Genomic DNA, 17,033 nt, shown 5'->3' on the forward strand with positions numbered 1-17,033 from the left:
GCGAGGGGGGGGGCGGGGCGGCGGGGAGGGCGACCCCGTGGGGCATGGGCGTCGCCGTGGCGGGGGCGACCGGCCGGGTCGGGTTCGAGGCGGCGGGCCGGGCGGTCGGTGCCGGTGCCGGCGTCGTCGGCGCCGGCGTCGGAATCGCCTGCCTGCTCCTGATGTGCGCGTCGCCGCCGATCCGGATGGCGGAGTAGGGCGGTTCGCTCCGCCGGCCGCGACCCCCGAGAGCTTTGTCGGCCGGCCGCGACGCGTCGAGCATGTCCGCCATCGACGTCGCCGTCCTCGACCACCACGCGCACGGTATCCCCGCGGCCGACTACGCGGAGATACTCGCCCGACGACTCCCCGACCGCGACGTGCGCCTCGCGGCGACGCCGGCCGACCACGACCGCTCCCTCCGCGAGGCGACGGTCGTCGCCGGGAAGGCGATCGCGGCCGAGGAGGTCGCGGCCGCGGAGAACCTCCGGCTGTTCGCGTGTAACTCCGCCGGCGTCGACCACCTCCCGCTGGACGCGCTCGCCGAGCGCGGCGTCGCGGTGACGAACGCGTCGGGCGTCCACGCCCCGAACGTCGCCGAACACGTGCTCGGCTGGGTGCTGACGTTCGCGCGCCGGCTCGACGAGGGGCGGCGCCGCCAGCGGCGCCGAGAGTGGCGGCGCTTCCGGTCGTTCACCGAGGTCGCCGGCAGCACCGTCGCGGTGGTCGGCCTCGGCGCCATCGGCGAGGCCGTCGCGGAGCGGTTCGCGGCGTTCGACGCCGACGCGATCGGAGTCCGCCACTCGCCGGAGAAGGGCGGCCCGACCGACGAGGTGGTCGGCTACGACGACCTCCCGGACGCCCTGCCGAGGACGGACGTGCTGGTCCTCGCGTGCCCGCTGACGGAGACGACCGAGGGGCTGATCGGCGAGGCGGAGCTCGACGCGCTGCCGACCGACGCGGTCGTCGTCAACGTGGCGCGCGGTGCGGTGATCGACACGCCGGCGCTCGTGGACGCGCTGCGGTCGAACGCGCTTCACGGGGCTGCCCTCGACGTCACCGACCCGGAGCCGCTACCGAGCGACCACGACCTGTGGGGGTTCGAGAACGTCCTCCTGACGCCCCACGTCGCGGGCCACACGCCGCGCTACTGGGAGCGACGCGCGGACGTCCTCGTCGAGAACCTCGGACGGGTCGCCGAGACCGGCGCGTACGAGGGGCTGCGGAATCAGGTGGCGTAAAAACGGGGTTCGGACGGATCGCGGAGGGGCTCCCTACTGGTACGCTTGAATGCCGGTGAGATCCTCGCCGAGGATCAGGGTGTGGATGTCGTGAGTGCCCTCGTAGGTGTACACCGTCTCCATGTTCGCCATGTGGCGCATCGGCGAGTAGTCGGCCGTGATCCCGTTGCCGCCGAGCATCTCGCGGGCGATCCGCGACTGGTCGCGGGCGGTTCTGACGTTGTTCCGCTTGGCCATCGAGACGTGCTGCGGCCGCATCTCGCCCGCCTCCTTGAGGTCCGCGAGCCGGTGGGCGAGCAGCTGCGCCAGCGTGATCTGGGTCGCCATCTCCGCGAGCTTCTCCTGTTGCATCTGGAAGCCGCCGATGGGCTTGCCGAACTGCTCGCGGTCGGTGGCGTACTCGCGGGCCACCTCGAAGGAGTCCCGCGCGGCGCCGACCGCGCCCCACGCGATGCCGTAGCGGGCCTGCGTCAGACACGACAGCGGCCCCTTCATACCCTCGACGCCGGGGAGGCGGTTCTCGGCCGGGACGCGGACGTTCTGGAGGCTGATCTCGCCCGTGATCGACGCCCGGAGGCTGAGCTTCTCGTCGATCTTGTTCGTCGTGACCCCGTCCCGGTCGGTCTCGACGAGGAAGCCGCGGACGGGCGTCCCCTCCTCGCCGTGGTCCTTCGCCCACACGACCGCGACGTCCGCGATCGGGGAGTTCGTGATCCACGTCTTCGAGCCGTTGAGGACGTACTCGTCGCCGTCGGGCTCGGCCATCGTCTCCATCGCGGACGGGTTCGAGCCGTGCTCCGGCTCCGTGAGCCCGAAGCAGCCGACCGCCTCGCCGGCGCCGAGCTTCGGGAGCCACTCCTCCTTCTGTTCGTCGCTGCCGAACGCGTGGATCGGGTACATCACTAAGGCGCCCTGGACGCTCGCCATCGATCGGAGCCCGGAGTCGCACGCCTCCAGCTCGCGCATCAGCAGCCCGTACGCGGTCTCGCTGACGTTCGGGAGGCCGTACCCGTCGAGGTTCGGCGCGTAAAAGCCCATCTCGCCCATCTTCGGAATGAGCTCCGTCGGGAACGTGCCCTCGATCCAGTGGTCTCCCATGTCCGGGACCTCGCCGTCGACGAACGACCGGGCCGAGTCGACGAGCAGGCGCTCCTCCTCGGACAGGGTCGACTCCATGTCGAAGTAATCCAGCATACCAACGCTAGCGATCCCAAGGATAAATAAGTATAGTTGTGTCCGCTGTCCGACCGAAACCGCGGGTTCCGCCGGCCGACCGGCGGCCGCGCCGCGGCCGCCGGGAGCCACACAGCGGGGCGTCTCAGGCCCAGCCGTCGGTCCCGTCGAGCAGGTGGTCCTCGACGACGGCCTCGTCGAGTTCGATCCCGAGCCCGGGCGCCTCCGGCACCGCGATCCGACCGTCCTCGATCAGCGGCTCGTCGCGCGCCAGCAGGTCGTCCCACCAGTCGACCTCCAGCGCGTGGTACTCCAGCAGGTCGAAGTTCGGCGTGGCGGCGCCGAGGTGGACGCACGCCATCGTCCCGACCGGGCTACAGACGTTGTGCGGCGACATCGGCATGTAGTTCTCATCGGCGCGGTCGGCGATCCGCATCGTCTCCGTGAGGCCGCCGACGGTCGTCGGGTCGGGGGTGACGACGTCGACGCCGTGGTCGTAGATCAGGTCCGACAGCTCGAACACGCGGAAGCGGTTCTCGCCGGTCGCGACCGGCGTCCGCGTCGCCCTCGTCACCTCCTTCTGGGCGTCCATGTTCTCGGGCGGGACGAGGTCTTCGAGCCACATCAGGTCGAACTCCTCTAACTCGTGGGCGAGCCGCTTCGCGCTCTCGACGGAGTAGTCCCAGTGGCAGTCGAAGGCGAGGTCGACGTCGTACCCGATCTCGTCGCGCACGGCCGCGACGATCTCCCGTTTCTCCCGGATCGCCGCGTTCGTCAGGCGCCCGTTGTACGGGTCGTTCTCGTTGTCGGCCGGGAGATCGAGGTCGAACTTCAGCGCGGAAAAGCCCATGTCGGTGACGCGGGCGGCCTCGGCGGCGTACGCCTCCGGGGAGTACGCCTCGGCGTCGGCGTAGGCCGTCGCGCCGTCCTCCACGGCGTACGCCTCGCCGGCGTGGCAGTCGCAGTAGAGCCGGACCTCGTCGCGGTACTTCGAGCCGAGCAGCTGGTAGACGGGGAGCCCGAGGATCTTCCCGGCGGCGTCCAAGAGCGCGATCTCGATGCCGGACGCCGCGGTGACGACCTTCCCGGTCGTGCCGCCGTGGCCCGACATCTCCTGGAAGACGTACCGCACGAGCCGCCCGACGTCGAGGGGGTTCTCGCCGACGAGGAACCGGTTCGTGTACTCGACGAGCTCCGGGACGCCGCCGCCGCGGTACGCCTCGCCGATGCCGGTGACGCCGGCGTCCGTCTCCACTCTGATCAGGTTCCACTCGAAGTTCCCCTCGACGACGCAGGCGTCGAGGCCGGTTATCTGTACGTCTCGGTCCGGGTCGCGGGTGTCGATCTGGTCTGAGTAGTCTCGCATGTGTGGTAGTGTCGGTGGTCTCTGTGGTCTCGGAGTCGTCTCGGCGTCAGTCGTCTCTGAACCGCTGGAGCGCGTCCTTGTCGAGCGGGACGCCGTGGCCGGGTCGGTCCGGCAGGTCGATGGTCCCGTCGTCGCCGGGCTTCACGGGGTCGGCGACGACGTCGTCGAACGCCTTCACGTCCATGTCGCGGTAGAAGTACTCCACCCAGAGCCCGTTCTCGATGGCTCCGAGCAGGGAGGCGTGGATGTTCCAGTTGTAGTGGGGCGCGATCTGGATGTCGTACGCCGAGGCGTGGTTGGCGATCTTCAGCCACTCCGTGACCCCGCCGCAGACGGTGACGTCGGGCTGGAGGATCGTCGCCGCGCCGGTGTCGGCGAGCCGGGCGAAGCTGTGTCGGGTCCCCTCGAGCTCGCCGGTGGCGACGGGGTAGTCGATCCCGTCGTTCACCGCGGCCATCGTGTCGACGCGGTCGATCATCACGGGCTCCTCGATGAAGTACGGGTCGTACGGCGCGAACGCGCGGCAGTTGCGGAGCGCCTCCGTGCTGGACTCCCAGACGCCGTTGGCGTCGAGGAGGAGGGTGCGGTCGTCGCCGATCTCGTCGCGCACGGCGGCGACGCGCTCCGCCTCCTCGTCGGCCGACAGGCGCCCGACCTTCATCTTCACCACGTCGTGGCCCTCGTCGAGGTAGCGCCGCATCTCGCCGCGGAGCGCCTCGTGACCCTTGTCGTCGCGGTAGTACCCGCCGCTGGCGTACGACGGCACCGACTCGGAGTGGCCGCCGAGCAGCTTGTGGAGGGGGGCGTCGGCGGCCTTCGCCTTCACGTCCCAGAGCGCGATGTCGACCGTCGAGATGGCGCGCAAGAAGAGGCCGGTCCGGCCGATCTGGACGTTCCCCTCGTACATCTCGTGCCAGAGTCGCTCGGTGTCGCGGGGGTCCTCGCCGACGAGGAGCGGTTCGAGCAGCGACTCGACCGCGTCGGCGATGAGGCCGGCCCCCTCGTACCCCAGCGAGTAGCCGACCCCCTCGTGGCCGGTGTCCGTCCGGACGTACGTGATCGCGTGGTCCCGGTAGGTGAGCGTCCGGTTGGAGAAGGAGACGGGCGACTCCAGCGGCAGCTTGATCGGGAACGACTCGACTTCTGTTATCTGCATGGGTGGTGCGGCGTCACACGGGTACAAGTAGACCGCTGTATCGGCAATGTTCTCAGCCGCGGCGACAGCGGCCTCGCCGACGCCGGCCACCCGCAGCTTTTGTACCGGCGGCGCGAGGGCCCCCACATGGAGTTTCCCGACCGATCCGACGTGGACGGGCTCATCGACCCGCAGCCGCTCCCCGGGTTCGCGCGGGTGCGATACGAGCCGCGAACGGAGCGCCTCGACGACCCGGTCGGGGCGGCGCGGGCGGAGCTGGACGCGCTCGACCTCGACGCCCTCGACCCGGGGGCGACCGTGGCCGTCGGGGTCGGCAGCCGCGGCATCGACCGCATCGACGAGGTCGCTGCGGCGGTCGTCGACGAGGTCGCCGAGCGCGGCTTCGACCCCGTGGTGGTCCCCGCGATGGGCAGCCACGGCGGCGCGACCGCCGAGGGACAGCGCGAGGTGCTGGCGGCGCTCGGGATCACCGAGGAGACGGTCGGCGCGCCGATCGACGCGCGCATGGACGCCGCGGAGCTGGACACGGTCTCCGTGGGCGACGCGGAGACGCCGGTGTACTTCTCGGAGGCGGCGCTCGAGGCCGACGCGGTGCTGGTGGTGAACCGCGTGAAGGCCCACACCAACTTCACCGGGCCGATCGAGAGCGGGCTCGCGAAGATGACCGTCGTCGGCCTCGGGAAGCAGCGCGGCGCGAAGTCGTTCCACTCGACCGCGATCGCCGAGGGGTACGTCGAGACGCTGACGGCCGCGCTCGACGTCATCGAGCGGGAGACCCCGCTCGTCGGGGGGATCGCGCTCGTCGAGAACTTCGAGGAGGAGATCGGTCACCTGGAGGCCGTCCCCGCCGGGTCGTTCCTCGACCGCGAGCCGGCGCTGCTGGAGCGCGCGTACGACGAGATGCCGACGCTCCCGATCGACGACGTCGACCTCCTCGTCATCGACGAGATCGGTAAGGAGATCTCCGGCGCCGGGATGGACACGAACGTCATCGGCCGCTACCGCGTCCTCAACGCCCCCGACCCGGAGACCCCCGACGTCGACCTCATCTACGTGCGGGGGCTGACCGAGGCGACGAAGGGGAACGGCAACGGGATCGGGCTCGCGGACCTCACTCGGAAGCGGGCGGTCGATCAGCTCGATCTGAAGAAGACCTACGCGAACGCGCTCACGAGCGGGTCGCTCGCGAAGTCGAAGCTCCCGGTGGTGGCGCCCGACGACGAGTTCGCGCTCCGGACCGCGCTCGCGGCGCTCGGCGGGTACGACCCCGAGACGGTCCGGATCGTCTGGATCCGGAACACGCAGGACCTCGGCGAGCTCCGCGTCTCCGACGCCGCGGTCGAGGACCTCCCCGAGGCGGCGGAAGTGGTCGGTCGCGAGACGGTCGCGTTCGACGACGGCACGGCGGCGATCGAGGCGGCGGTCGACGGCGACGCGGACGCGTAGCGGTCGCGTCGGCCGGTCGGACCTGTCACGTCGCCGGCCGGTCGGACCTGTCACGTCGCCGGCCGAACATCTCCGGTTGCCTGTAGGGAAACGTTTTCACGCCACACTCGGGATGGGTGAGGCATGGACCTACAGATCGACGGGAACGCGGCGCTCGTCACCGCGTCGTCCAGCGGGCTCGGCAAGGCATCGGCGAAGGCGCTGGCGCGGGAGGGCGTCGACGTCGTCATCAACGGCCGCGACGAGGAGCGACTGGCGGCCGCGAAAGAGGAGATCGAGGCGGTCGCGACCGGCGAGGTCGTCGCCCAGCCCGCCGACCTGACCGACGCGGACGAGGTCGCGGCCTTGGTCGAGGCGACCGTCGACGAGTTCGGGGCGATCGACCACCTCGTGACGAGCGCGGGCGGCCCGCCCTCGGGCGCGTTCCTCGACACCGACGACGAGGACTGGCAGCATGCATACGACCTGCTCGTGATGAGTGTCGTCCGGCTGGCGCGGGAGTCGTATCCCCACCTCAGGGAGGGCGACGGCGGCACCATCGTGAACATCACCTCCCGCAGCGTGAAGGAGGCCATCGACAGCCTCGTGCTGTCGAACGCGGTCCGGATGGGCGTCATCGGGCTGGAGAAGACCCTCTCGAAGGAGTTCGCTCCGGAGGTGCGCGCGAACGCGGTCCTGCCGGGCCCCCACGAGACGAGCCGGATCCGGGACCTCGTCGAGGCCGCCGTCGAGCGGGGCGAGTACGACTCCTACGAGGAGGGGCTCGACGACTGGGCGGGGAACCCCCTCGAACGCATCGGCGACCCGATGGAGCTCGGCAACACGGTCGCGTTCCTCTCGTCGCCGAAGTCCGGCTACGTCAACGGTACCGCGCTCCCGATCGACGGCGGCTCCACCGGAGCGAACCTATGAAGCCGGTAGCGTTCGACGACGCGGAGACGTACGAGCCGGAGGAGGGCTGGCGCCGCGTGTCGATGGCGGGCAGCGACCGGTTCTCCTTCGAGTGGTTCGAGAAGCCGCCGGGCCACAGCTCGCCGATGCACGACCACGAGAACGAGCAGGTGTGCCTCTGTCTGGAGGGCGAGCTGACCGTCGCGACCGAGGACGACGAGGTGACGCTTCAGAAGAACGACTCCGTCCTCTTAGCGCCCAACGAGCCCCACCGCGTCGAGAACACGGGCGACAAGCTCGCCGTCGGTCTCGACGTGTTCGCGCCCGGACGCTCGTTCGACTTCTGGACCGACCGCGAGGAGTGAGATGAGCGGGGCGACCGCGCGATGAAGTACCTCGCACGGACGGCGACCGGCGACCCCCTGCTCGGCGGCGAGGAGGGGTACGTCCCCCTCGGCGCCGTCGAGCCCGACCTCGAGACGGTCCGCGACGCGCTCCCCCGAGCTGCCGCGGGGACGCTCGGCAGCGTCGCCAGCGCGACGGCCGACCCCGTCCCGGCGGCCGACCTGTCGTTCGGCGCGCCGCTGGCGTCGTTCGGGAAGCTGTGGGGGATCGGCCTGAACTACGCGGAACACGCCGGCGATCTCGACGAGGAGCGCCCGACGGAGCCGGCGAGCTTCATGAAACCGTCGTCGGCCCTGACCGGGCCGGACGGCCCGATCCGCCTGCCGCCGCGGTCGCAGAGCGAACGGGTGACCGCCGAGGCGGAGCTGGCCGTCGTGATGGGCCGGACGTGCCGGGGCGTCGACGAGGGCAAGGTGAGCGACGTGATCGCCGGCTTTCTGCCCGTGATCGACATGACCGCGGAGGACGTGCTCCAGCAGAACCCCCGGTTCCTCACCCGGGCAAAGAGCTACGACACGTTCCTCGTGCCCGGCGCCGCGATCGCGGTGCTGGAGGGGCCGCTCGACCTCGACGGGCTCTCGGTGCGCACCGAGGTCAACGGGGAGGTGCGGGCCGAAAACGAGATCCGTAACATGCTGTTCCCGCCGGCGGAGATCGTCTCGTTCCACGCCGACGCGATGACGCTGGAACCGGGGGACCTGTTCAGCACGGGGACGCCCGGCGCGGCGCCGATCGCCCCCGGCGACGAGGTGCGGGCGGTCGTCGAGTCGATCGGGTCCGTCACCGCGCCGGTGACCCGGTAGGCGAGCGCCGACTCGACGCGGACGCGCTCCCGGCTCACCGACAGCGTTTTTCGACGGCGCCGCCGAGCGAGGACGTGAACGTTCGGGGGCCGATCGTCTCCGTCAGGGAGGCGCGGACGGTGTCGACGTCGTACGGCGAGCGCGACCTCCGCGAGGTGCGGGTCCGACCCGACCGCGGCGCGGGCGACCCGGTCGACGTGACGCTGTGGGGGAAGTGGACAGAGGTCGCCGAACACGCGGAGCCGGGAATGGAACTGCTCGTCACCGACCCCGAGGAGGACGAGTACCGCGGGGAGACGGGGTACGCGACGACCGACGAGTCGTGGGTCGTCCTCGAACCCGACTTCCTCGTCGACGTGACCGGCATCCGGTCGTGGGTCCAGTGCCCGCGGATGTACTACCTGAACAAACTGTCGGGGATTCCGCTCAACTACCCCGTCGTCAAGGGGACCATCGTCCACGAGGTGTTCGGCGACCTGCTCCGCGGGATGGACCTCGACGAGTCGGTCGCGGAGCGCGTGGCCGAGGCGGGCCTCGAACTCGGCCTCCTCGGCTACGAGACCGCGGAGGTGGAAGACGAGGTGCGGCGCAACGCCGCCGCGGTCGAGGGGTGGCTCGCGCAGGGGACGCTCGCCGACGAGGACACGTGGCGCTCGGAGTTCTCCCTCATCTCGCCCACGTTCGGGCTGAAGGGGCGCGCGGACGCGCTCCGGCGCGGCACGCCGGTCGAACTGAAGACGGGGAAGAACACCAAGCGGGAGCCGCGGTTCCACGACAAGGTACAGGCGGCCTGCTACGCGCTCATGCTCGACGAGCGCGGCGTCGACCCGGACATCGGGACGCTGCTGTACACGAAGAACACGGCCTTGGACCGCAACGAGGAGTCGGGCGACCTCGCGCCGGCCAAGGAGTTCACCGTCGGCCGGGGGTTCCTGGAGTTCGTCGTCCGCGAGCGAAACGCCCTCGCGGCCGCCGAGTGGCGCGCGCTCAACGAGGCCGGCGAGCGCCCCGCGGTGCCGACGGGGTACGAGGCCGACGCGACCTGCAGCTACTGCTTCGAGCAGGACGCCTGTATGGTCGTCTCCGGCCGGCTCGACCAGGAGTCGAAGGCGGGCCAGATCGGGACGCCGGTGCCCGAGGAGGAGCGCGACTACTTCGACCGGTTCTACGTCGCCCTCGAAGAGGAGCGCCGCGAGACTCACGCGGAGTACCGGAAGCTGTGGGAGCAGACGCCCGAAGAGCGCGCGGCCGACGACCGCGCGCTGATCGGCTTGGAGCCGGTCGCGCAGACGGAGATCGACGACGCCCGGTGGGAGCTTCGCGCGAAGAAGCCGAGCGACGCCGTCTCGAAGCTCCGCGAGGGCGACGTGGCGCTCGCGAGCGACGGCGACCCCGTCGCCGGCCACGCGGAACTGGGCCGGATCACAGCCCTCGGGAGCGACGAGGTCGTCGTCGAGACGGACGAGTCGGTGGAGCTGCGGCGGCTCGACGTCTACCCCTCCGAGATCTCCGTCGACCGCTCGCTGACCGCGCTCCACGACGCCGTCCTGAAGGGCGATCCCGACCGCAAGGACGTGATATTCGGCCGGCGGGACCCGTCGTTCCGGGACCCGGCCGAGCGCCCACCGGGCAGCCCCGGAGCCGACGACCCGGACGCGCCCGACGCCTACATCGACAACAACGCGGCGCAGAACGAGGCGGTCGAACTCGCGGTCGACGCCGAGGACTGCGCGCTGATCCACGGCCCGCCGGGGACGGGGAAGACGTACACAATCGCCCGGACGATCCGCGCGCTGGTCGCGGAGGGGAACCGGGTGCTGCTCTCCGCGTTCACGAACCGCGCGGTCGACAACGCGCTGGAGGCGCTCCGCGACCAGGGGTTCGACGACGTGCTTCGAGTGGGAACCGAGACCGGCGTCCGCGAGGACATGCGGGACGTGCGGCTCGTCCAGCGCGGCGAGCCGAACGCGAAGGCCGCCGAGTTGCGGGACGCGCCGGTCGTCGCCGCGACGACGGCGGCCTGCGGTTCCCGCGTCATGCGCGAGTGCGAGTTCGACGTGGCTCTCGTCGACGAGGCCTCCCAGCTCACCGAGCCCGGGACCCACGCCGCCGTCAACCTCGCCGACCGGTTCGTCCTCGTCGGCGACCACGAGCAGCTCCCGCCGGTCGTCCGCGCGGAGAACGACCTCCGGACCTCGCTCTTCCAGCGGCTCATCGAGACGTACCCCGACGCGAGCGTGATGCTCGACCGGCAGTACCGGATGAGCCAGCGGATCCAGGCGTTCGCCTCCGCGGAGTTCTACGACGGCGCGCTCCGCCCCGCGACCCCCGAGGTGGCCGGGCAGACGCTCGCGGACCTCGGCGTCGACCCCGACGCGCTCGCGCCCGACCTGACCGGCGGCGTCGGGTTCGTCGACCCGGACGGCAAGCGCGACGGGAACCGGAACGTCCGCGAGGCGGAGCGCGTCGCCGCGATCGCCGACGCCTACGTCGCCGCCGGCGTCGACCCCGACGACATCGGCGTGATCGCCCCCTTCCGGGCGCAGGTCGCGGAGATCGGCCGCCGGACCGACGTGACGGTCGACACCGTCGACCGCTTCCAAGGCTCCTCGAAAGAGGTGATACTCGTCTCGCTCGTCGCGACCGGCGACCTCGACGGGCCGATATTCGAGGACCACCGGCGGATGAACGTCGCGCTCACCAGGGCGAAAAAGCAGTTGACGCTGGTGGGCGACGCCGACGCCCTCGCCACGGACCCCTTCTACGCCCGGATGCTCGACTGGGCGCGGAGGTGAGGAGCGACCCTACGACTCGTCCGCGTCGGTGACGATCCCCGGCTCCTTGCTCGCGATCACGACGATCCGGTCGGTGAGGTCCTCGATCGTGTTCGCGAGCTCGTCCAACAGGATCGCGATCTCGCGGTAGACGAGCGGCTCCTCGATCGCGTCGTCGGCGAACGCGGTCTCGATGGCGTCGTTCCGCAGCTCGTCGCACTCGCTCTCGAGGGCGCGGATCGACTCGATCCCCTCGGCGAGCGTCTCGGTGGCGTCGGCGCGCGCGAGCCCCCTGACGAACCCCTCGACGACCTCGGCGAGGACTTCGGTCATCTCGGCGATCCGGGCGGCCATCTCGCGCATGTCGGCGAACGGCTCGACGCCCGCGGCCGGGCGCATCATGGCAACCTCCTGGACGATCCGCTCGGTGTGGTTCGCGACCACGTCCAGCTCGTTGTAGAAGTCGAGCAGCGCGGACTCGTTGAAGTTGATCCGGGTGTTCAGCAGGCCGATGTCGTCCGGCCCGGCGTCGGTGATGAGCCCGGTGAGCCCGCGGACGAGGTCGTCGCACTCGCTCTCGACGGCGGCTATCTCGTCGACCGTGTCGCGGGACGCGCCCTCGCTCGCGTACTCGTCGAGCGCCCGCGGGAGGAGGGCGACGCAGTCGTCGATCCGGTCGAGGTACGCGACCGTTTGGGTCTCGAGCCGTTCCCCGAAGTCGGCGTCGGTGGACATGTGCGAACCCACGCGCGTCGGCGGTAAAGAGGTTCCCTCGCGTGTCGTCGATCGTGAGGGTCAGGCGGTCGCACGCCGCGGATCGGCGGTGCCGCGGACCCGCGTCCTACAGCTCGGCGGCGGCGTCGAGCGCCGCCTCGACCTCCGGGGCGTCGAACCACTCGCGGTCGGTGTACGCGTTCGCGCCGGCCGCGTACAGGTCCGAGACCGCGTCCACGACCGCCGGCGGGAGCGGGTCGGGGTCCGGGTCGCAGAGCTCGCGCCAGTCGTCGATGTCGCGGTCGGCGACCGCGTCCTTCGCCTCGCCGACGGCCGCGACCCAGTCGGGGTCGTTCGCCTTGTACCACTGGCGGACGACCTCCTTCGAGATCCCGCGGCCGCCGTACGAGAACCGGTTCTCGTCGAAAGTGCCGACCACGTCGGCGACCCGGAGTTCGCCGTCGACGTAGAGGCACTCGATCTTGCCGTCCTCGTGGACGAACCCGGTCGCCTCGGCGCGCTCGGTGACGACGCGGTTCACGTCGCGCGCGAGCGCTTCGAGGGCGTCGACGGCGGCGGCGCCCGCGATCTCGTCGGCCTCCGCCCGGGTGAGATAGCGGTCCTGCTGCTCGTACTTCGTCGAGAACTCCACGACCGGCTCCGGGAGGTCGACCGGCTCGTCGGGCCAGTCGCCGTCGGCGAGGTCGTCGAGCCCGAGGTCGGCGGGCTCGGCGCGCTTCCGCAGGCTGGACCCGACGGGGACCCGGTTGCGGAAGACGACCTCCAGCGGGACGAGGTAGTTCCCCCCGCCCGCGGCGTGGAATGCCTCGTAGTCGTAGCCGGCGTGGGGCCCCTCGTACGACAGGTCGGGCACCTGCGTCAGGTCGATGGCCATCTCGGTGGGCGGCGCGGTCGCCTCGGCGAGGGGGACGGGGTCGAGCTCGGTCCCGTCGTCCGCGACGGTACCCGGGTCCACGACCCCGCGGTAGTGGGTCGGGACGCCCGCGTCCTCCAGTAGTTCGAAGTTGAACGCGCCCATCGCGCAGAGGCTCGCCCCCTTGTGGGGGATCGCGTCGGGCATCTGTCCCCAGTCGAACACCGAGTAGGCGTCGGTGAAGGCGAACCGACCTCGGCCGAGTCCGTCGGCGGTCGCCGGCTCGTCGACGCGGAACTCCTTGACGCTCGTCATGACTCACACCGCGACCGCCTCCCACATGAACCTTTCAGTTACGTGCGTACCTCGGACATGTTTTCCGAGGTTTGATCCACACATGTGCGGTATCTCGGTCGCGATGTGGACCGGCGCCCGCGCGCTCGCATCGAAAGCGACACCGGGATCCGCCCCCCAGTCCGGGGCATGAACGATGCGCGCGAGGTCGTCGTCCTCCGGTACGGCCACCGGCCGGGGCGCGACGACCGCATGACGACGCACGTCGGGCTCACGGCGCGGGCGCTCGGGGCCGACCGGGTGATCTTCCCCGACAACGCGGGCCAGTCGGCGGAGACGGTCCGCGACATCACCGGCCGGTTCGGCGGGCCGTTCGCCGTCGAACTGCGCGACGACCAGAAGGCGATCGTCCGGGAGTTCGACGGGGTCGTGGTCCACCTCACGATGTACGGCGAGCGCGTCCAAGACGTGGAGACGGCCGTCCGGGAGGCGGTCGGGCTCGACGAACCAGAAGCGCCCGAGGAGGCGTCACCGCCGCGCGACCTCCTCGTCGTCGTCGGCGGCGAGAAGGTGCCGTGGGCGCTGTACGAGCGCGCCGACTTCAACGTGGGCGTGACGAACCAGCCGCACTCGGAGGTCGCGGGGCTCGCCGTCTTCCTCGACCGCCTGTTCGACGGGGCGGAACTCGGCCGCGAGTGGGCCGACGCCGACCGGCGCGTCGTCCCGGAGGCGACCGGGAAGACGGTGATCGACGCGGGGACCGAAACCGACAGCGCCGGGGACGACGAGGCTGGAGACGACAGCCCCGGGAACGACCGAGCGTCCGAGCGCCGCGACTGACCCGGCTACTCTCCCGCGTCGCCGCGCTCGGCGTCTCGCTCGACGACCTCCGGAGTCCCGCTCAGGATGCCGCGGAGCCCCGACATCGGCTCGCCGACGGTGACCCCGTGCTCCGTGATCTTGAACTCGCGGATCGTCCGCTCGAAGTCGCTCGTCCGCTTTTTCAACACGCCGATTGCCTTGCGGAGCTCGCCGCCGACCTCTAGGTGCCGGAGGAAGAGGATGTTGTCGGCGAGGTAGCTGATGTTCTCCATCGTCGCGCGGAACTCCCCCGTGACGTTCCGCGTCTCGTCGATGAAGAGGCCGGTGACGCCCGCGTTCTTGAGATAGCGGCCGAGCGCGTGCATCTGCTGGAGCATCTGCTCTTTCTCGCCGCGCAGGGTCAGCCGATACCCGGAGATGCCGTCGATCATGACGATGTCGGCCCCCTCCTCCTCGACCTCGTCGCGGACCATGCGGGCGAACTCCTGTGGCGACCGCTCTAACGCCTCCACCTCCGTCACCTGAAGCGTCCCCTTCGCCAGCATCTCGTCGACGGGGATGTTGACCGCGCGCGACCGGGCGAGGAACGTCTCCCGGTTCTCCTCGAACAGGTAGATCACGGAGCGTTCCCCGCGGCCCGCGGCCTCCTTCATGAACTGGGTGCTGAGCGTTGTCTTCCCCACGCCGGTCGGGCCGCTCACGATGGTGACGGTGCCGCGCTCGATCCCGCCGTGGAGCAGCTCGTCGACCTCGGGGATCCCCGACGAGACCTGCTCGAACGCCAGCTCCTCGTCCCGCGTGCCGGGCTGGAGCGCGGGAAACACCTCCATTCCCGCGTCGGTGATCCGGTAGGCGTGGTCCCCGCTCTGCGTCGACGACCCCCGGAACTTGGGGACGCTGACCGTCTTGCCGTACGCCCCCGCGTCGAGCCGGACCGTCCCGTCCGTGATGAACTCGAGGTCGTCTGTCGGGAGCGACCGCGTGTTCTGGACGGTGAACAGCACGGTCGCCCCCCTGTCTTTCAGGAACCGCATGAATCCGACCACCTGCTTGCGGAACTGGTAGTCGTCCGAGAGGAGGAACCGGAGCTGCGTCAGCGGGTCGACCACCACACGGTCGGGGTCGACCGCCGTCACGCCCTCGACGATCCGCTCGGTCAGCGGCTCTCGCTCGACCTCCGAGGGCGCGAACACCTCGTACGACTCGTCCTCGACGAACGCGTCCGCGCCCGGGCTCAAGTCGAGGAACTCGATCGAATCGGTGTCGAAGCCGAGCGCGTCAGCGTTCGCCTTCAGGTCGCGGAGGTCCTCTTCGAGGTTGACGAAGAGCGCCGTCTCCCCCTCGTCCACGCCCCGCTGGAGGAAGTGGAACCCCAGAATGGTCTTCCCGCTCCCGGCCTGTCCGCGGACCATGTAGCTCCGCGTGGGGACGAGCCCGCCCGACAGCACTTCGTCGAGGCCGTCGACGCCGGTCGACGCCCGCTCGGATAGCGACGTTGTCATACCGTGGTACTCGCCCCCGACCGTGATATATATGGGGTAGTTCTTAGTGGCTCCCCGACTCAGATACGACGAGATGGATTCGAAGTCGGACGCGGAGTCCGGGGGCGATGACGGCGGCGGGCCCCCGGACCGTCCCGCCGGGGACGACGCCGGCCCCGGTCTCTCCCGGGCCCCCGACGGCGACCGCGCGACGGTCCTCCTCCTGATGGACGCCGACCGCGACCGCGGGCTCCTGTCCGACGCGCTGTCCGACCGGTACGCCGTTCGGACCGCCGAGTCGCCGGACGCGCTGAACGGCGAGTTCGACTGCTGTCTCCTCGACGCCGGCGCCTTCGAGGCCGCCGCGGACGCGATCGACGCTCGACGCGAGCGCGCCGAGCCCGCGTTCCTCCCGTTCGTACTGCTGGTGAGCGAAGGGTCGCGGGCGGGGCTCGGCCACGCCGCGTGGGAGCGCGTCGACGACGTCATCGAACTCCCGGTCGGACGCCGGGCGCTCGTGACGCGCGTCTCGAACCTGGTCGAGCGGCGGCGGACGTCGCTCCGGTTCCGGCGGACCGTCGCGGACCTGCGGCGCAAAGAGCGGGCGATGGACGAGGCGCCCGTCGGGATCACCCTCGCGCGGGCGACCGACGGCGACGACAGCCCGCTCGTGTACCACAACCGAGAGTTCGAGGAGCTGACCGGCTACGGCGACGAGATCCTCGGCGAAGACTGTCGGTTCCTTCAGGGCCCCGACACCGGCGAGGAGTCCCGGGCGCGGATACGGCGGGCCCTCGACGAGGACCGACCGGTCGAGGTCGACATCCTCAATTATCGGGCGAACGGCCAGAAGTTCTGGAACCGGCTCTCCATCGCGCCGCTGCGCGACAAGGAGGGGAACGTGACGAGCTACGTCGGATTCCAGGCCGACATCACCGAGCGGAAGATCCGCGAGCGGCGGCTGGAGGTGATGGCCCGAGTGCTCAACCACAACCTCCGGAACAAGATGAACCTCATCGAGGGGTACGCGGACCTCCTCCGCGACGACCCCGACGAGGAGTCTCGGCGTCGGTCGCTGGACGTCATCGCCGAGACGGCCTCGGACCTCACCGGGATCGCGGGCGCCGTCCAGACCGTCGACGAGACGGTCTCACCGCCCGGGCTCGACGCCCCGATCAACCTCCGAGACGAACTGGTCGAACTCCGAGACCGGCTCCGCAGCCGCTACCCGGACGCGTCGGTGACCATATCGCTACCCGACGACGGACCGATAGAGACGACCGCCGTGGGCCTGCCCGTCGCCGTCTCCGAGGCGGCCGAGAACGCGGTGAAGCACAACGACGCGGCGACGCCGTCGGTCGAGGTGCGCGTCGAGCGCCGTCCGCCGGAGTGGATCGCGATCGAAGTCGAGGACGACGGTCCGGGGATCCCGGACCACGAGACGCAGGTGCTGGAGGCTGGCGAGACCTCGTTGACCCACGCGGACCGGCTCGGCATATGGCTCATGTACTGGGTCGTCGCCAAGGCGGGCGGCGAGTTCGACATCGACACCGACGGTGAGGGGACGACGGTCCGCCTGGAAGTCCCGGTGCGGCCCTGAGTCGGCCGATACAC

Annotated in this window: 14 protein-coding genes and 1 pseudogene; 9 read left to right on the plus strand and 6 right to left on the minus strand. The window is 70.7% G+C overall.

What is annotated here, in order from left to right; all coding sequences use genetic code 11:
• Positions 1-197, plus strand: a pseudogene (locus B9G38_RS01795) (MFS transporter); the annotation flags it as partial.
• Between the two features lie 63 nt (positions 198-260).
• Positions 261-1,220, plus strand: a complete 960-nt coding sequence (locus tag B9G38_RS01800; protein ID WP_086219280.1) for a D-2-hydroxyacid dehydrogenase — start codon at positions 261-263, stop codon at positions 1,218-1,220.
• 33 nt (positions 1,221-1,253) lie between these two features.
• Here B9G38_RS01800 and B9G38_RS01805 read toward each other — a convergent pair whose 3' ends face one another.
• The 3 genes from B9G38_RS01805 to B9G38_RS01815 all read right to left on the minus strand — a co-directional run bounded on the left by B9G38_RS01805 (position 1,254) and on the right by B9G38_RS01815 (position 4,915).
• Complete coding sequence (locus tag B9G38_RS01805; RefSeq protein ID WP_086219281.1) at positions 1,254-2,414, minus strand: acyl-CoA dehydrogenase family protein; 1,161 nt, start codon at positions 2,412-2,414, stop codon at positions 1,254-1,256.
• 124 nt (positions 2,415-2,538) lie between these two features.
• Positions 2,539-3,759, minus strand: a complete 1,221-nt coding sequence (locus B9G38_RS01810; RefSeq protein WP_086219282.1) for a mandelate racemase/muconate lactonizing enzyme family protein — start codon at positions 3,757-3,759, stop codon at positions 2,539-2,541.
• 46 nt (positions 3,760-3,805) lie between these two features.
• A complete protein-coding gene (locus B9G38_RS01815) occupies positions 3,806-4,915 on the minus strand; it encodes a mandelate racemase/muconate lactonizing enzyme family protein (protein ID WP_086219283.1) in 1,110 nt (369 codons plus the stop codon).
• Between the two features lie 126 nt (positions 4,916-5,041).
• On the opposite strand from B9G38_RS01815, the gene B9G38_RS01820 reads away from it, so the two are divergent.
• The 5 genes from B9G38_RS01820 to B9G38_RS01840 all read left to right on the plus strand — a co-directional run bounded on the left by B9G38_RS01820 (position 5,042) and on the right by B9G38_RS01840 (position 11,255).
• The gene (locus tag B9G38_RS01820; RefSeq protein WP_086219284.1) at positions 5,042-6,361 is read left to right on the plus strand and encodes a DUF362 domain-containing protein; all 1,320 of its coding nucleotides are present in this window, start codon (positions 5,042-5,044) and stop codon (positions 6,359-6,361) included.
• A gap of 123 nt (positions 6,362-6,484) precedes the next feature.
• Positions 6,485-7,273 (plus strand): SDR family oxidoreductase, encoded by a 789-nt coding sequence (locus tag B9G38_RS01825; protein WP_086219285.1) that lies wholly within the window; start codon positions 6,485-6,487, stop codon positions 7,271-7,273.
• The gene (locus B9G38_RS01830; protein WP_086219286.1) at positions 7,270-7,617 is read left to right on the plus strand and encodes a cupin domain-containing protein; all 348 of its coding nucleotides are present in this window, start codon (positions 7,270-7,272) and stop codon (positions 7,615-7,617) included. Before B9G38_RS01825 ends, B9G38_RS01830 begins: the two co-directional genes overlap by 4 nt.
• Positions 7,618-7,638: 21 nt before the next feature.
• Positions 7,639-8,460 (plus strand): fumarylacetoacetate hydrolase family protein, encoded by an 822-nt coding sequence (locus tag B9G38_RS01835; RefSeq protein WP_086219287.1) that lies wholly within the window; start codon positions 7,639-7,641, stop codon positions 8,458-8,460.
• Positions 8,461-8,534: 74 nt separating this feature from the next.
• Positions 8,535-11,255, plus strand: a complete 2,721-nt coding sequence (locus B9G38_RS01840; RefSeq protein ID WP_086219288.1) for an AAA domain-containing protein — start codon at positions 8,535-8,537, stop codon at positions 11,253-11,255.
• Between the two features lie 9 nt (positions 11,256-11,264).
• Here B9G38_RS01840 and B9G38_RS01845 read toward each other — a convergent pair whose 3' ends face one another.
• Both B9G38_RS01845 and B9G38_RS01850 read right to left on the minus strand, forming a co-directional pair.
• Positions 11,265-11,969, minus strand: a complete 705-nt coding sequence (locus B9G38_RS01845; protein WP_086219289.1) for a DUF47 domain-containing protein — start codon at positions 11,967-11,969, stop codon at positions 11,265-11,267.
• A 106-nt stretch (positions 11,970-12,075) separates the two neighbouring features.
• The gene (locus tag B9G38_RS01850; protein ID WP_086219290.1) at positions 12,076-13,137 is read right to left on the minus strand and encodes a phosphoribosylaminoimidazolesuccinocarboxamide synthase; all 1,062 of its coding nucleotides are present in this window, start codon (positions 13,135-13,137) and stop codon (positions 12,076-12,078) included.
• A gap of 168 nt (positions 13,138-13,305) precedes the next feature.
• Here B9G38_RS01850 and B9G38_RS01855 point away from each other — a divergent pair, with 168 nt between their 5' ends.
• Positions 13,306-13,956: a tRNA (cytidine(56)-2'-O)-methyltransferase gene (locus B9G38_RS01855; RefSeq protein WP_049931708.1), complete on the plus strand. Its 651-nt coding sequence runs from the start codon at positions 13,306-13,308 to the stop codon at positions 13,954-13,956.
• Positions 13,957-13,961: 5 nt separating this feature from the next.
• Here the strand turns inward: B9G38_RS01855 and B9G38_RS01860 are convergent, their stop codons facing one another.
• On the minus strand, positions 13,962-15,440 hold the full coding sequence (locus B9G38_RS01860; protein ID WP_086215450.1) for an ATPase domain-containing protein: 1,479 nt from the start codon (positions 15,438-15,440) through the stop codon (positions 13,962-13,964).
• Between the two features lie 73 nt (positions 15,441-15,513).
• On the opposite strand from B9G38_RS01860, the gene B9G38_RS01865 reads away from it, so the two are divergent.
• A complete protein-coding gene (locus tag B9G38_RS01865; protein WP_086219291.1) occupies positions 15,514-17,019 on the plus strand; it encodes a PAS domain-containing protein in 1,506 nt (501 codons plus the stop codon).
• Positions 17,020-17,033 lie beyond the last annotated feature (14 nt).

This window comes from Halorubrum sp. SD612, assembly GCF_002135005.1.

What these genes read in the sequence shown, in the direction of transcription:
- B9G38_RS01800 (WP_086219280.1), top strand. Translation starts at nt 261, where the DNA reads ATGTCCGCCATCGACGTCGCCGTCCTCGACCACCACGCGCACGGTATC.
- B9G38_RS01805 (WP_086219281.1), bottom strand. Translation starts at nt 2,414, where the DNA reads ATGCTGGATTACTTCGACATGGAGTCGACCCTGTCCGAGGAGGAGCGC.
- B9G38_RS01810 (WP_086219282.1), bottom strand. Translation starts at nt 3,759, where the DNA reads ATGCGAGACTACTCAGACCAGATCGACACCCGCGACCCGGACCGAGAC.
- B9G38_RS01815 (WP_086219283.1), bottom strand. Translation starts at nt 4,915, where the DNA reads ATGCAGATAACAGAAGTCGAGTCGTTCCCGATCAAGCTGCCGCTGGAG.
- B9G38_RS01820 (WP_086219284.1), top strand. Translation starts at nt 5,042, where the DNA reads ATGGAGTTTCCCGACCGATCCGACGTGGACGGGCTCATCGACCCGCAG.
- B9G38_RS01825 (WP_086219285.1), top strand. Translation starts at nt 6,485, where the DNA reads ATGGACCTACAGATCGACGGGAACGCGGCGCTCGTCACCGCGTCGTCC.
- B9G38_RS01830 (WP_086219286.1), top strand. Translation starts at nt 7,270, where the DNA reads ATGAAGCCGGTAGCGTTCGACGACGCGGAGACGTACGAGCCGGAGGAG.
- B9G38_RS01835 (WP_086219287.1), top strand. Translation starts at nt 7,639, where the DNA reads ATGAAGTACCTCGCACGGACGGCGACCGGCGACCCCCTGCTCGGCGGC.
- B9G38_RS01845 (WP_086219289.1), bottom strand. Translation starts at nt 11,969, where the DNA reads ATGTCCACCGACGCCGACTTCGGGGAACGGCTCGAGACCCAAACGGTC.
- B9G38_RS01850 (WP_086219290.1), bottom strand. Translation starts at nt 13,137, where the DNA reads ATGACGAGCGTCAAGGAGTTCCGCGTCGACGAGCCGGCGACCGCCGAC.
- B9G38_RS01855 (WP_049931708.1), top strand. Translation starts at nt 13,306, where the DNA reads ATGAACGATGCGCGCGAGGTCGTCGTCCTCCGGTACGGCCACCGGCCG.
- B9G38_RS01860 (WP_086215450.1), bottom strand. Translation starts at nt 15,440, where the DNA reads ATGACAACGTCGCTATCCGAGCGGGCGTCGACCGGCGTCGACGGCCTC.
- B9G38_RS01865 (WP_086219291.1), top strand. Translation starts at nt 15,514, where the DNA reads ATGGATTCGAAGTCGGACGCGGAGTCCGGGGGCGATGACGGCGGCGGG.